Here is a 14,783-nt window from a genome sequence, read left to right as displayed (position 1 = left end):
CTGCGCAGGACGCCACCCGGCGACAACCTAGGGGTGCGGCGAGGGCCTCACACGACGGCGGGGCGCCTGGCCGCGTTTTCGGCGATGGCCGCGACGATTTCGTCGAACAGGGGCGCGGGTAGGTCGTGGCCCATTGCGTCGAATGGCAAGTAGATCGATCCGGGGATCGCTGCGTGGGTGGCCTCGCCGCCTGCGATCTTGATGAGTGAATCCTCGGCGCCATGAATGACGAGCGTGGGCAGCCGCAGTTGCTGCAGCCTACTCGTGCGGTCGGGGGCGATCATGGCCGCGGTCACTTGGCGTGCCGGGCCCTCGGGGTGGCGCGCGCGGTCGTAGGCGTGGGTCGCGAGCGCGTAGCGGCGCTCACGCTCGCTGTCGGCGTAGGTCTTCGAGCCGATGAGCGCGTACAGGCGGACGATCTGCTCGATCGCCTCGTCACGATCCGGTGGGAGCGGTTTGGTCAGCTCTTGGAGCACGTCCCCATCGGCCATGCCGATGCTGATGTGCGGCGTGCTCATGATCGAACACAGCGACCGCACCCGCTCGGAGTACTCGATCGCGAGCAGTTGGGCTACCATCCCGCCCATCGAGGCACCGACGACGTGTGCCTGCTCGATACCGAGATGATCGAGCAACTCGACGGTGTCGCGCGCGATCGCTCTCAGGTAATACTGGCTCGGCGTGATCTTCCACTCGGTCAGACCGCTGTCGCGGTTGTCGGGACGGATCACCCGATAGCCCCGCTCGCCGAGGTGGTCGACGATTTCCTGGGGCCAGTGGATCAGCTGCGAGCTGAGCCCCATGATCATCAGCAACGGTTCCCCCGCCGGATCACCCTCGTCGCGATAGCACATCCTGACCTCGGACAACTCAGCGAATCGGTCGCGCTCATCCTTCATGATAAACCTCCCGAAGTTGTGGCCGGACGACAGCAAACATACAGCAAGCAAGACGTGGCGATATGAAATTGCCAGTAACTCAACGTAAATCCGTCATCGACAGCTACATTCGACCACTTGTCTTCAACGATAGGCAATAGCAGGGCAACACAGGAGTTGTCGTACATCAGGTAGAGATCCACGCCAGATGACGCAGAGGCGACCAGTCGGAGTCAGCGAAGCCGCACCGGCAGCTATCGCGGCCGAGGACTGGGCACCAGCACTATGAATGCAGCCCGACACTGAACCCTTTGTGGTGCAACGCATCCCGCGACAGGAACAGTGGGTCACTGGCGGCTGGCGCGAAAGACCGTCTTTTTCCAGCACCGTGAGCGGCATCGTGTGATGCAGTTGCGGTAGTCAGAACCCGCCGACGCAGCTCGTGACGCTCGGGTGGTCCGGAGTCGATGTGTAGCGGATTTACGGGGTGTTGTCGGGATCGATGAATCCTGTTGTGGTGCTCAGTTATTGGAAACCCCGGGGTGCTGCGATGAAGTTCCACAGGTTGCGATCAAGCCCCGCAGGTCATGCGGGGCGACTCGGAGTCATCGGACTCCGAGAGCACCGGGATCAAGTCCTGATAGTCAGGCCGGGACGGTTGTAGGGATTTGGGTCAGGGCTTCCAGGGCCGAGGCGGTGGTGTCGGAGGATGCGGGGAGAAGGGGGAGGCGGACGGCGGGGGTGGGGATGCGGGCTTGGGCGGCCAGGGCGGATTTGATGACAGCGGGGTTGGGTTCGGCGAAGAGAGCTGCGGAGAGGGGGGTGAGGCGATGGGTGAGTCGGCGAGCTTCGGGGATGGGGCCGGTGTGCCACAGGCGGATCAGGGTGGCGAAGGCAGAGGTGGCCAAGTGGGCGCTGGCGAGGATGGCGCCCGATGCACCGAGAGCGATGAGTGGGGCGGCGTGTAGGTCGTCGCCCGCCAGGACGGAGACGTCCGGTGGGAGGGTGCCCATCAGGGTGATGGTGGTGTCGTCGATGCTGCCGACCGCGTGTTTGAAGCCGATGATGTTCGGGATGCTGGACAGTTGGCGCAGGGTGTCGTGGCCCAGCGCGCGGCCGGTGCGGTGCGGAACGTTGTAGACGATAAGGGGGACCGGACTGGTGGCGGCCAGCTGGCGGAAGTGAGCGAGGATGCCCGCTTCCGAGGGGCGGGTGTAGTAGGGGACGACGGTGAGCGCCGCGGTGACGGTGGAGCCGAGGGCGGCGAGGGCTTCGGCCGAGGCGGCGGTGGAGTTCGTGCCGGCACCGGCGATCAATGGGGCGTTGCGTTCTCGGCAGACGGTGCCGCAGATGTCGAGGATGCGGTGGCGCTCGTCAGGGGTCAGGGTGGCGGGTTCGGCGGTGGTACCGAGGGCGACGATTCCTGTCGCGCCATCGTCGAGTACCTGGTGGGCGAGACCAGCAAGGGCATCGGCAGCCAATTCGCCGTTGGCGGAGAAAGGCGTGATCAGGGGGACGAAGAGGCCGGTGAGCGTCATGATTCCCAGACTGCCGCGCGCCGATGCTTCAGGTCCAGTTCGCGTTTGTTCCGATAAGCATAAGCTGATCTGATGCTCGATGTCCGTAAGCTGCGCCTGCTGCGTGAATTGGCCCACCGCAAGACGATCGCGGCGGTCGCCGAGGCGATGAGCTATACGCCATCGGCGGTCTCCCAGCAGTTGACCGCGCTGGAACGGGAAGCCGGTGTGCCGCTGCTGGAGCGGACCGGACGGCGCGTCACCCTCACACCGGCCGCACTCGCCCTGGTAGAACACGCGGAAACCATTCTCGCCGCGCTCGAGCAGGCGACGGCCGACCTCGCCGCCTCCCGCGCCGCGCTCACCGGAACGCTGCGCATCGGCGCCTTCCCGACGGCAGTCGCGACAATCCTGTCTCCGGCCCTGATCTCGCTCAGCCGAGACCATCCGCAACTGGAACTGCTTGTGACGGAATTGGATCCGGCGACCGTCCCAGATGCGCTGCGTAGCGACACGCTGGATATCGCGCTGGTCCAGGAGTACGACTATGTGCCCGGCGAGCCCGGTCCCGCCCTGGATACCGAGCCGCTGCTGGAGGAGACGATCTACCTGGCCGCCCGCACCGCCGCGTCATTGTCGCAACACCGCACCGCCTCGTGGATCCTCGGAACTCCGGGCACGCTCTGCCACACGATGACGATCCGGGCGTGCCAGGCAGCCGGATTCACGCCACGGGTTCGCCACCACGTTGACGACTTCAGCACCGTCCTCGCCCTGGTCGCGGCCGGACAGGGCGTCGCCCTCGTCCCGGAACTCGGCGCACTCACCCCACCACCCAGCGTGGTGCTGACAGCCCTGCCGACCCGCCGCACAACCCACTTGGCCTATCGGCGCGGTACTGGCGCGCACCCGGCTGTGGTCGCGGCCCGCGCCGCCTTGCGCGCCTCCGCCACAACGATTTCCAGCGATCCGTCACCCCGCCTGCTCGAATCACGCTGAGTCCACCCAGGTGCAGATCGCCCGGTAGAGCCGAAACGGGATGGGAGACGCACCCGAGATCGGCGCGTCCCCCATTCGTTCTAGGTCCGGCTGAAGATCACGGTAGCGGATCCTGTCCGAGGTGACGTTGCCCGTTGATCGCACCGGCGCGCACCGCCGCGAATCCGTAGTCGATCATCGCGGTTTCGTACGCACGCAATGCGGTGATCGGATCGTCGTCCGCGGCGGCGTCGGTCAGGGCGGCGGTCAACCGCGCCGCATCGCGCAGCGCCGTGCAAGCACCGGAACCCGCCGCCGGACTCATCGCATGGATCGCATCACCGAGCAGGGTCACGGAGGTGGTCGGCCACGGATCGATCGGAACGCAGGTGCGCAGTGGGAGTGCGAATAGTGAATCCGGCACGCAGTTCGCCACGATCTCGCGCACGCGCGGATGCCAGTCCCCGGTCGCCGCGGTCATGATGGCGTGCAGTTGCGCGCCGTTCATCGCGCGCAACGTATCCGCCGAATCCGCGAACCATTCCCGCCGCGCGCCGAAAGAGCATGTCATGTAATCGGATACCGGCAGCAGCGCGAGGCCCGCCATCGCACCGGCCCGCTGCGGCGGCACGGGAAACTGCACCGGCGCGACACCCAGATAGGTGCCCTCCGGTCCGGTGATCACGGTGAAGACGCCGAACATATCTTCGTCGAACAGATTCCGCGTGCGGTCGGTGAGCGGAACCGCGCCGTAGAGCTGGCGCACCCCGGTGTCGACGATCCGCGCATGCGACAGATATTGGTGTCGCACCACGGAATTCACGCCGTCGGCGGCGACGAGGACATCACCCTCGGCGCGGCTACCGTCGGTGAAGTGTGCGACAACTCGACCATCGCGCTGAATCGCATAGCACCGCAACTCTTTTCCGAATTCGACCGCGTCCTCGATACCCGCGAGCAGCAGCTGTCGCAGCACGAGCCGGTCGACCGCCAGCGACACCGCCGCCGGATCCGCGTCCGCCTGGATGGCCCTGTACTCGTGAAGCTGCCGTCACCCGTCATGTAGCAGAACGTGATGGCCCTGGGGCGCGGTTCTGTGCTTCCCGTCCCGCTGGGACCGGTGATCGCCACGATGTGGAGATCCAAGTTGGTTGAGGCGCGGAGGAATCGGTGCGGCAGGAATGGGAGCCAGAGGACCTGATCGAGGTCTGGACGCTTCTTGAGGACGAAGTTGTGCGGCTGCGGAACAAGACCGGGGCGAACCGGCTGGGCTTCGCCCTGTTGCTGAAGTTCTTCGAGGTCGAGGCGCGGTTCCCTGAGAATGCGGGAGAAGTTCCGGCGCCCGCGGTGGCGTACGTGGCCCAGCAGGTGAAGGTACCGGCCGAGGAGTGGGCCGCGTACGACTGGCAGGGCCGGGCGATCACCTGGCACCGTACGGAGATCCGTACGGCTTTCGGATTCCGGGCGGGTACCGAGGAGGACCAGGAGCGGCTGGCGGAGTGGCTGGCCGCAGAGTTGTGCCCGGTGGAGCTCTCTCGCGAACGCCTGATGGCGGCGGTGGTGGCCCGGTGCCGCAATGACCACATCGAGCCGCCGGCCCCGGCGAAGGTGCAGCGGCTGGTGGGCCGGGCGGTCACGGACTTCGAGGACCAATTCTGCCGCAGCAGGGTAGAGCGGATCTCTCACGCGACGCGCTCCCAGTTGGAGGACCTGGTCGTCGGCGGTGGGGACGAGACGGATGAGGGCGCTGTGTCGGGCGGAGGGCGGTCGCACTTCGTCGAGTTGAAGGCCGATCCGGGGGCGCCGGGGCTGGAGAGCCTGCTGACGGAGGTGAACAAGCTTCAGCGGGTACGACGGTTGGAGCTGCCTGCGGACTTGTTCGCGGACGTGTCGGAGAAGCTGGTGGAGGCGTGGCGGGCGCGGGCGTCGAAGGAGTATCCGGCGAACCTGGAGCGGATGAAGCCGCCGCGGCGCCTGACGCTGCTGGCTGCGCTGTGCCATGTGCGGCAGACGGAGATCACCGACTCGCTGGTGGACCTGTTCATCCAACTCGTTCTGAAGATCAACACCCGGGCGGAGCGAAAGGTCGACAAGGAACTGAACGCCGAGCTGAAGAGGGTCCGGGGCAAGGAGGGCATGCTGCTGCGGGTCGCGGAGGCGGCGTTGTCGGAGCCGTCCGGCACGGTGCGGCGGGTGATCTATCCGGTGGTCGGCGGGGAGAAGACGTTGAAGGCGCTGGCGGCGGAGGCTGCGGCGAACGAGGCCCGCTACAAGGCGAGGGTCCGCACGGTGCTGCGGTCGTCGTACTCGGCGCACTGGCGCCGGATGCTCTCGCCGCTGCTGGGCGCCCTGGAGCTGAAGTGCAACAACACCGCATACCGGCCGGTGATGGACGCGATCGACCTGCTCCAGCGCTACCTGGACCAGCCACTGAAGGAGGGCGCGTTCTTCGATCCGGCGGAGACGGTGCCGCTTGCGGGGGTGGTGCCCGAGCAGTGGCGGGCGGCGGTGGTGGACGACAAGGGCCGGGTCGAGCGCATCCCGTACGAGCTGTGCGTGCTGGTGGCCCTTCGGGATGCGGTACGACGCCGGGAGATATGGGTGGTGGGGGCGAACCGGTGGCGTAACCCCGAGGACGACCTGCCCGCCGACTTCGAGGACAACCGGGACGTGCACTACGCCGCGCTGGGCCAACCGCAGGACGCCGGGGAGTTCATCGGCGCCCTGCAAGGCAAGCTCCGTACCTCCCTGGACCGCTTCGAGCAGGCGCTGGCGGAGGGTACGACGGGCGGGGTGGCGATCGTGAAGAAGCACGGCGAGCCGTGGATTCGGGTCTCCCCGCGCGGCAAGCAGGAGGAGCCGGAGAACCTGGTCGCCGTCAAAGGCGAGATCGAACGGCGCTGGGGCACCATCGACCTGCTGGACATTCTGAAGTACGCCGAGTTCGACACCGGCTTCATCGCCGAGTTCGCCTCGGTGGCCACCCGCGAGAACCTGTCCAAGGACGTGCTGCGGCGCCGCCTGCTGCTGGTCCTGTTCGGGCTGGGCACCAACATGGGCATCAAGCGGGTCGCGGTGACCGGCAAGCACGGCGAGTCCGAGGCGACGCTGCGGCGGGTGCGGCACCTGTTCGTCAACCGGGCCAACATGCGTGCGGCCCTGCGGAGGCTGGTGAACGCCACCTTCGCCGTCCGGGACGAGATGTGGTGGGGTACCGGCACCGCGTGCGCCTCCGACAGCCGCAAGTTTGGCGCCTGGTCCAGCAACCTGATGACTGAGTGGCACCAGCGCTACCGCGGCCCCGGGGTGATGATCTACTGGCACGTGGAACGGAAGTCGGTGTGCATCTACTCCCAGCTGAAGTCCTGTTCGGCCTCCGAGGTCGCCTCGATGATCGAGGGCGTGCTGCGGCACTGCACCGACATGGAGGTGGACCGGCAGTACACCGACACCCACGGGGCGTCCATCGTCGGCTTCGCCTTCGCCCACATGCTCGACTTCAAGCTGATGCCGAGGCTGAAGAACATCGGCTCCGCGAAGCTGTACCGGCCGGCGGCCGGTCAGGACGAGAAGTGGCCGAACCTCGCGCCGGTGCTGTCCACCAAGACGATCAACTGGGACCTGATCACCCAGCAGTACGACCAGATCGTGAAGTACACCACGGCCCTGCGCCTGGGCACTGCCGAGGCCGAACAGGTCCTGCGGCGCTTCACCCGCGGCGGCCCCAAGCACCCCACCTACCAGGCGATCGAAGAACTCGGGCGGGCGGTGCGCACGGCCTTCGTGTGCGACTACCTCGCCGACGTCGAGATGCGCCAGGAGATCCACGAGGGGCTCCAGGTCGTGGAGAACTGGAACTCCGCGAACAAGGACCTCTTCTACGGCAAGGACGGCGACCTGGCCGGTGCGGACAAGGAATCCCAGGAGGTCAGCATGCTCGCGCTGCACCTGCTCCAGTCCGCCTTGGTCCACGTCAAAACACTGCTGATGCAGCAGGTCCTCGCCGACCCGAAGTGGGCCGACACCCTCACCGATGCGGACCGGCGCGCACTGTCTCCGCTGTTCTGGACGCACGTGAACCCCTACGGCCGGTTCGAGCTGGACATGGACCGGCGCCTTGACCTGGATCTGACTACCCGGACGATGCCGGGCCCGCGCACCCATGACGATGAACCGGCCGCGGTCTCGGGGTGACGGCACGGCGTCCCATTCGTGGCCCGAACACCTGGCCTCACGCGCAGCGTCACCTCGGAGCCCCGGCTGGCGTTGACCCGGTATGCGCTCCAACCGACTCGATGGATGCCGCCCGGCGAACGCTCCTTCCGCCCCGTCCCGGGCAAACGCCGGGAGGCCACTTTGACCTGGCCGTCGCCTGCCCCGGGAGGAGGACCAGCTCGGCGCGCTCGGGCTGGTGCTGAATGCCGCCGTGCTGTGGACGGCCCGCTACATCGATGCAGCCGTCGCCCGGCTCCAGGCCGAGGGCCACGAGATCCGCGAGGAGGACATCGCCCGGCTCTCCCCGCTCAAGCACCGCAACCTGAACCTGCTCGGCCGCTACAGCTTCACCGCCTCGACCCCGGCCGCCGGCGCCCTGCGGCCGCTGCGTGATCCGGACGTGCCGGAGCCGGACGAGGACGACGACGGCAGCGAGGACTGAGCCGACGCTTACGGAGGCCGGCGGTCCAGCCTTCGAGTAAGCGGCCTCGGGGAACCCGGTGGTCCCGGCGAACTGGCACTTCTCCCATGCGGACTAGCGAGAAGCCCCCAGCGGGTTCGGCTGTGAGTCGTTGCGGTACAAGAAAGTGCCGCTGAGGTTGACCATGGTCGGCTAGACGGTGCGCCGCCTGACCGCCCTCCGGTGATCACCCGACAAAGGCGGTGCGGAAAATGTCGGGTGACCGAGGCCAGTGTCGCCGCACGATGAGGGCATGGATGACACGACCTTGGTATCCCGTTTCCTTCGCGACGGCTTCGTGAAGCTGGAGGGCGCTGTCGCGCCGCGCGTGGCCGCGGACTGCGCGCGGCTGCTGTGGCGAGAGACGGGCTGCGACCCGGATGACCCGTCGACGTGGACACAGCCTGTCCACTGGGTGGGCGGCATGGCGCAGGGGCCGTTCGCCGCCGCACCCAACTCCCCGTCGCTGCATCGCGCGTACGACCTGCTCGTCGGCGCGGGACGTTGGGAGCCGCGCTACTCGCTGGGCACGTTCCCGCTGCGCTTCCCGCACGGGGAGGAGCCGGACGATGCGGGCTGGCACATCGAGGGGAGCTATCTGCCGGAGGGCGAAAGCTGGTACTTCACGAATCTGCGCTCCCAGGGCCGGGCGCTGCTGATGCTGTTCCTGTTCAGCGAGGTCGGTGAGGAGGACGCCCCGACACGGATCCGGGTCGGCTCACACCTCGACGTGCCGAAGGTGCTGGAGAAGTACGGGGAGGACGGGGCGAGCGGGCTGACCCTCGCCCCCGATCTGGTGGCGGCGTCCGACCACCGGCCACTCGCCCTTGCCACCGGGTTCCCGGGCGACGTCTTCCTGTGCCATCCGTTCCTGGTGCACGCGGCGCAACCGCACCATGGGGTGCGGCCGCGCTTTATGGCGCAGCCTCCGCTGATGCCGGCAGCACCGTACGAACTGGAGCGGGCCGACGGCGCAAAATCACCCGTGGAGATAGCGATCCGCCGGGGCCTGGGACAGAACACCCCTGGTCCGGACGGGGACGGCACCGACCGTAGCGCCGGGTAGACGTGCTTCACGACCATCGCTGGCAAGGTGGCCGTGAGGGAAGAGGAAGGAGGCCGGGCGTGCTGGAGCGACTGAACCAGGCCATGGAGCACATCGAGTGCCATCTCGACCAGACCGTCGACGTGGGGGAGCTGGCACGCCTTGCGGCCACCTCGGAGCACCACCTGCGCCGGATGTTCTCCGCGCTCGCGGGCATGCCGCTGTCGGAGTACATCCGCCGCCGTCGGCTCACCCTCGCGGGCGCCGAAGTACTCGCGGGACGTGAGACGTTGCTGGAGATCGCGGTGCGCTATGGCTACGGCTCCGGCGAGGCGTTCGCGCGGGCGTTCCGTGTCATGCACGGCATCGGACCGGGCGAGGCCCGGCGTACCGGCGCCGCGCTCAACTCCCAGTCCCGGATGGCCTTCCGCCTCACCATCGAAGGGAGTAGCAGTATGCGATACCGCGTCGTGGACAAGGCGGACTTCACCGTCGTAGGGCTCAAGACCCGGGTACCGCTGGTGCATGCCGGGCTGAACCAGGCGATCAAGGACTTTGTCCGGGGGATCGACCCGCGGACCCTTGAGCGCCTGGAGAAGCTCTCGGACCAGGAGCCGCACGGCATCGTCGCAGTCTGCGACGGCATGGACCCCAGCCGCGTCGAGGGCACTGAACTCGACTACCACCACGGCGTGATCACCTCTGCGGCCGCTCTGGAGGGCACGACCACGTTGGCCGTCCCGGCCGGCACCTGGGCGGTCTTCACCACCTCCGGGCCGGCGCCGCAGGCCATCCAGGAGCTGTGGCGGGACGTGTTCACCGAGTGGTTCCCGTCGAACCCGTACCGCACCCGCACCGGGCCTGAGATCCTGCGCACCCGCCTGTCGCCGGAGAAGACCGAGGCCGACGCCGAACTGTGGCTAGCCGTGGAGCCTGAGCGCTGCTGAACACAGCGGTAATCCCCCAGGCAGGCGTGTGCGAGCGATCCGGTTGGCCTTTCGCACCAACCGAACCAGTCGGACCCCGGCAAGATCAATCTCCGCGGCACTCTGTCGAGCGCTTCGACATGGTCCCCGCCTGTCGTCAAACGAACGAATGACGACAGGCGGGGCGGGCGTCCAATGAACCCGGACTTTTTGGGGTCTGGCGGCGGCACAAATCCAATCGGATCCGATGACGGCTGATGACAGGGTTTGCTGACAGCTAAGGTCGAATGCGACCACCACAAGGGGGGAGCGGCATGGCCAACCTGGTCTACAAGCGGGTGTCGACCGACCAGCAGTCGACCGACCGTCAGAACCTCGTCCTGGACGAGGCCGGGATCGAGGACCCGGTCGCCTTCGAGGAGGCCGCGGGCACCTCCAGCCGCCTCCACCCGCTTCAGCGCCCGAAGTTCGCCGAGCTGCTCGTGTACGCGCGGCCGGGCGACACCGTGCACGTCTCCGAGATGTTCCGCCTGGTGCGTGGCACCGGGCACATCCTCGACGTGCTCGACGTCCTGCACCGCGACCGCCTCGCCCTGCGCATCCACGACGGCGCGTTCTCCGCGATGGACCTCACCGCCCGCCATCCGCGCACCGGCGAGTTGTTGTCCACCGTGAAGTTCATGGTGCAGACCCTCGCTGCCGCCGGCGAACTCCAACGCGACCTCCAGCGCGAGCTGACGTACGACGGGCTGCGGGCCGCCGAGGCGAAGGGCAACAAGGGCGGGCGCCGCCCGGCCGTCCCGGCCGGCAAGACCGAGGCCGTGCGCGCCGCGTACCTGGAAGGCCGCTCCATCGCGGCCCTCGCCCGCGACCACGGCGTCAGCCGCGGCGCCATCCGAACCGCCGTCGCGGACCTCCTGCCCGAGTACACGGCCGCCGACCCGGGCACCCCAGCCCCTGAGCTGTCGGTCGTCCTCGACATGCCGGGCAAGGTGGCCGACTTCCTCCGCACCGCCGAGCTGGCGCCCGCAGAGCGCGCCGCGCTCGACCAGGGCGTAACCGTACGGCGCGGCCAGGGCTACACCCTGCGCATCACCGCCGCGCCCGCGATCCACCACCGACTCCTCGGCCTCTGCCAGGCCCTCGACGGCGCCGCGGCGGTCCCGGCCCAGCGCAAGGCCCGCCGTGAGTACGAGAACCGCGTCAACCTGCATGCCCCCACTACGGACATCGGCAGTCAGTCACGCTCCGCTACATGACGGGTAACGGCAGCTTCACGAGTACAGGGCCTGGATGAATACCCGCTCGAGTCGATGGTTCAGCACGGTGAATCGCGGATCAGGCAGTCCGGCAGTGGCTCCGAACACCCGCAGCAGGTGCGGCGGCAGCAATCGTTCCAGGGCATCCCTGCCGTGGCTGTCGATGTGTAGCCGATAGCCCTGCCGACGGGAGGTCAACGCCGAATCTCGTTCGTAGACAGCAACTTCGATTCCGGCCCGGCGTAACCCCTGAGCGAGGCCGAGGCCACCGAGACCAGCCCCGATGACGATCACTCGAAAACTCATGACGCTCCCTTCGCGCACAACAACGGAAGGGACGCACAGGTCGCACTCGATGGTGTGGTGTGCAGCGGAAGCTGACCGGACTAACCCATACCGGCCCATGGTCTTCGCGCGTCCGTAGCCATGACGATAGTGACCAGAGCGCCGACCATCAAGCAGATGCGTAACGCGCGGCCGGTATCGCCGAAGAGAACCTGTTCATCGAGAAGATCAGCGGCAAGCCCGCCCCCAACCGAAGCTCGACTCTCTGCGGGAAAAGCTCACCGGCGGTGACGAAGTCGTGGTAACCCGGCTGCGCCGACTCGGACGTGGCCAAGCCTGGCGTAGCCGCTGGTCAGCGGGTGTGGTTGGCTCCAGGGCCCGATGAGGCTTGTCAGCTCGCGCCTGGCCTGTGCGCGGCAACGTCAACCTGTCGGGGTTTATCTGTCCTCGCCGCGGCTATGCGAGGCAAGAGCAGAACCTCTCTTCCAGCGGCGAGCACCCGCCCTAGGCGACGGACTTCCGCAACGCCGCCAACTCATCCGCACGCGGATCACTGACGTCGACCGATTCCGGGCTGTTGAAGATCCGCACCAGCCGCGTATCGGGTTCGAACTGGGGCCATCCGGGATTGCCGTGCTCGGCGAAAGCCACCCACGCCGAATGGATTTCGTCGGCCAGTGCCTGGGGTGGGTTGGGACCGGTCAGTGCGTGCGCACCGTTGAGCGCATCGAAGACGAAGGGCACCTCCAGCACGTGGCACGCACCGAGCCCGTCGATGCCCGACGGCCAGGCGAACTCGTAGGCGTAGGTCGGCGCGCCCGCCGCGGCGATCGATTGCGCGAGGTGCAAGGTGTCGGAACGGAAGGCCCGATCAGTGATGATCGCGGCAAAGATATCCGCGGGCGCGGCCGACGGGCGGTTCGCCCCATAGATATCCGCTAGCGCGGGATCCATTCCATAGCGAGCGAGCACGAAAGGCAATGTCTCCGTGGTGATTCCGGCGGCAATACCGGTCGGGACCGTGAAGAAGCGGAACTCCTCCGCAGTGCATCCCGCGATGAACGGCACAGCCCGATCAGTCTGCTCGGCGAGCACAGTGAGCGGCCTGCCCTCGACCACCTCACCATCGATCACAGGAAGCAAACTCATGATGCCGAGGCCGTTCGCGATGATCGACGAACCCCAGCGCTTCGGATCAGGATCGCTGATCAATTCGAGTGCGAGCGCATCCTGCGCGGCACGCAGTTCATCCGGGCCGAGGCGCCCGAAATCGTCCGCTACGGTATTGATCCCGAGCATCGTGGCCAATTCACCGGCCAGTTTGCGCGCATCTTCGGCGGCGACCGCCGCGGAGCCATTGCCGCTCTGCATAATCGCCTGCCGGAACAATCCGCGCGACAGCGGCGAAGCCATCAGCAACGCCACACTCATCCCGCCCGCCGACTCACCGAATATCGTGACCCGGTTCGGATCCCCGCCGAACGATTCGATGTTCTCCTGCACCCACCGCAGGGCGAACAGTTGATCGTGCAGCCCGCGGTTGAGCGGAGCGTCCGCCACCGCCGCGAATCCGGAAATGCCGAGCCGATAGTTGATCGAAACCAGCACGACCCCATCGCGCGCGAACCCCGCACCGTCGTAGATCGCCCTCGCATTGGACCCCCGGACATAGGCGCCGCCGTGAATCCACACCATGACCGGCAGTCCCGAACCGCCCGGATCCGGCGTCCACACATTGACATTCAGATATTCGTCGCCCGGTATCCCGTCACTGCCGATCAGCGCATGAATCGGCGGGGCATACGGCGATTGCACACAGGTGGCGCCATGGGTGAGCGCATCCCGAACGCCCTGCCAGTCCGGCACCCGCGACGGCAGCCGGAACCGCGCGGGCCCCACCGGCGCCGCCGCATACGGCACTCCGAGAAATGCGCTCACTCCGGCGGTCGTCCGGCCACGAATCTTGCCGCCGGTGACGGAAACGATCGGTTCCATGGGTCTCCTTCGTCCGACTCGATTCTCTACGCCGCGCCGCCCCAAGACCACAGAATCCATCAGCTCGCACAACTTCGGAATGGCCGACGATGCGCGGCCGTGGTGCGGGCCTACACCGGCCACCAGCACGGCAGGACCGACGCAAGGCATACGCAAGCCGACGCAAGACCTCCGCAACTATCGAACGGCAGAGTCGGATTCATGAACGAGACATTCGATGTGGTCATCGTGGGAGCCGGACCGGTCGGGCTGATGCTGGCGGGCGAACTGCGCCTCGGCGGCGTGGATGTGCTGGTGGTCGAACGGCTGATGGAACCCGATATGACCATCAAGGCCGGTGGCATCAATGTGCCCACCGCACAGGCCTTCTACCGCCGTGGACTGCTGGCCGATCTGATCGAACAGCAGAACGCCGCACTGGAGCGCTTTCGCGCCGCCGGTACGTACCTGAGCCCCGAGGTGACCACCAAGCGCCCGCCGTTCGTCGGTCATTTCGCGGGCATCATGCTCAGTACATCCCATGTCGACTTCGACGATCCGGCCTTCGCCGACCTGGGCCCGGGCGCCGAGGCGGTCATGGTGGCCCAGCAGGGGATCGAGGCGATCCTGGCCCGGCGCGCCGCCGAGCTCGGCGTCCAGATTCGTCGCGGCGTCGAGCTGACCGAATTCGATGACGACGGAACCGGTGTCACCATTCGCGTCGGCGACGATACCGTCCGCGCGGACTGGTTGGTCGGGTGCGACGGCGGCCGCAGCACGGTCCGCAAACAGGCCGGATTCGATTTTCCGGGGCTGGATCCGGAGATCACCGGACATCAGGCGCTGGTCGAGATGACCGGCGCGGAACAGCTGCGACCCGGCTGGAACTCCACCGACAATGGAATCTATGTCAATGGCCCGATGCCGGGTCGTATCGCCACCGTGGAACTCGACGGCCCGCCCGCCGATCGCACCGCGCCGGTGACCGCGGCCGAATTGCAGGCCAGCCTGCGCGCGGTCTCGGGAGTGCCGGTCGAGATCACTGCCGTGCACTCCGCGACCCGGTTCACCGATAACACCCGCCAGGTCACCGACTACCGCAACGGCCGTATCCTGCTGGCGGGCGATGCGGCCCATGTGCATTCGCCGTTCGGCGGACAGGGCCTCAATCTCGGCATCGGCGACGCGGTCAACCTCGGCTGGAAACTGGCCGCCGTGGTGCGCGGCGATGCGAACGAGACCCTGC

At 67.3% G+C, this 14,783-nt stretch carries 12 protein-coding genes; 7 read left to right on the top strand and 5 right to left on the bottom strand.

Annotated elements, in window-relative coordinates; translation table 11 throughout:
- Nucleotides 1–47: 47 nt before the first annotated feature.
- Nucleotides 48–899 (bottom strand): alpha/beta hydrolase, encoded by an 852-nt coding sequence (locus ABZW16_RS39330; RefSeq protein WP_354961234.1) that lies wholly within the window; start codon nucleotides 897–899, stop codon nucleotides 48–50.
- Nucleotides 900–1,522: 623 nt separating this feature from the next.
- Nucleotides 1,523–2,416 (bottom strand): 4-hydroxy-tetrahydrodipicolinate synthase, encoded by an 894-nt coding sequence (gene dapA / locus ABZW16_RS39325; protein ID WP_354961233.1) that lies wholly within the window; start codon nucleotides 2,414–2,416, stop codon nucleotides 1,523–1,525.
- Between the two features lie 72 nt (nucleotides 2,417–2,488).
- Here dapA and ABZW16_RS39320 point away from each other — a divergent pair, with 72 nt between their 5' ends.
- The gene (locus tag ABZW16_RS39320) at nucleotides 2,489–3,394 is read left to right on the top strand and encodes a LysR substrate-binding domain-containing protein (RefSeq protein WP_354961232.1); all 906 of its coding nucleotides are present in this window, start codon (nucleotides 2,489–2,491) and stop codon (nucleotides 3,392–3,394) included.
- A gap of 97 nt (nucleotides 3,395–3,491) precedes the next feature.
- Here the strand turns inward: ABZW16_RS39320 and ABZW16_RS39315 are convergent, their stop codons facing one another.
- On the bottom strand, nucleotides 3,492–4,373 hold the full coding sequence (locus ABZW16_RS39315; RefSeq protein WP_354961230.1) for an FAD-dependent monooxygenase: 882 nt from the start codon (nucleotides 4,371–4,373) through the stop codon (nucleotides 3,492–3,494).
- A 170-nt stretch (nucleotides 4,374–4,543) separates the two neighbouring features.
- Here ABZW16_RS39315 and ABZW16_RS39310 point away from each other — a divergent pair, with 170 nt between their 5' ends.
- From ABZW16_RS39310 to ABZW16_RS39290, 5 genes are all read left to right on the top strand, one after another.
- The gene (locus tag ABZW16_RS39310) at nucleotides 4,544–7,567 is read left to right on the top strand and encodes a Tn3 family transposase (RefSeq protein ID WP_354961229.1); all 3,024 of its coding nucleotides are present in this window, start codon (nucleotides 4,544–4,546) and stop codon (nucleotides 7,565–7,567) included.
- Nucleotides 7,568–7,745: 178 nt separating this feature from the next.
- A complete protein-coding gene (locus ABZW16_RS39305; protein WP_354961235.1) occupies nucleotides 7,746–8,030 on the top strand; it encodes a Tn3 family transposase in 285 nt (94 codons plus the stop codon).
- A gap of 271 nt (nucleotides 8,031–8,301) precedes the next feature.
- Nucleotides 8,302–9,114, top strand: coding sequence for a phytanoyl-CoA dioxygenase family protein (locus tag ABZW16_RS39300; RefSeq protein WP_354961228.1), 813 nt, complete (start codon nucleotides 8,302–8,304; stop codon nucleotides 9,112–9,114).
- Between the two features lie 59 nt (nucleotides 9,115–9,173).
- Nucleotides 9,174–10,040 (top strand): AraC family transcriptional regulator, encoded by an 867-nt coding sequence (locus tag ABZW16_RS39295; RefSeq protein ID WP_354961227.1) that lies wholly within the window; start codon nucleotides 9,174–9,176, stop codon nucleotides 10,038–10,040.
- Nucleotides 10,041–10,333: 293 nt separating this feature from the next.
- Nucleotides 10,334–11,278, top strand: coding sequence for a recombinase family protein (locus tag ABZW16_RS39290; RefSeq protein WP_354961226.1), 945 nt, complete (start codon nucleotides 10,334–10,336; stop codon nucleotides 11,276–11,278).
- A 15-nt stretch (nucleotides 11,279–11,293) separates the two neighbouring features.
- Here the strand turns inward: ABZW16_RS39290 and ABZW16_RS39285 are convergent, their stop codons facing one another.
- Nucleotides 11,294–11,584: an NAD(P)-binding protein gene (locus ABZW16_RS39285; protein WP_354961225.1), complete on the bottom strand. Its 291-nt coding sequence runs from the start codon at nucleotides 11,582–11,584 to the stop codon at nucleotides 11,294–11,296.
- A 483-nt stretch (nucleotides 11,585–12,067) separates the two neighbouring features.
- The gene (locus tag ABZW16_RS39280; protein WP_354961224.1) at nucleotides 12,068–13,558 is read right to left on the bottom strand and encodes a carboxylesterase family protein; all 1,491 of its coding nucleotides are present in this window, start codon (nucleotides 13,556–13,558) and stop codon (nucleotides 12,068–12,070) included.
- A 201-nt stretch (nucleotides 13,559–13,759) separates the two neighbouring features.
- On the opposite strand from ABZW16_RS39280, the gene ABZW16_RS39275 reads away from it, so the two are divergent.
- The coding region (locus ABZW16_RS39275; protein ID WP_354961223.1) for an FAD-dependent monooxygenase at nucleotides 13,760–14,783 on the top strand (1,024 nt) is incomplete at its 3' end.

The organism is Nocardia sp. NPDC004604 (assembly GCF_040609795.1).
In the GTDB taxonomy this organism is placed as follows: domain Bacteria; phylum Actinomycetota; class Actinomycetes; order Mycobacteriales; family Mycobacteriaceae; genus Nocardia.
The sequence above is the reverse complement of the archived record's forward strand: the minus strand, read 5'-3'. Positions and strand labels throughout refer to the sequence as shown.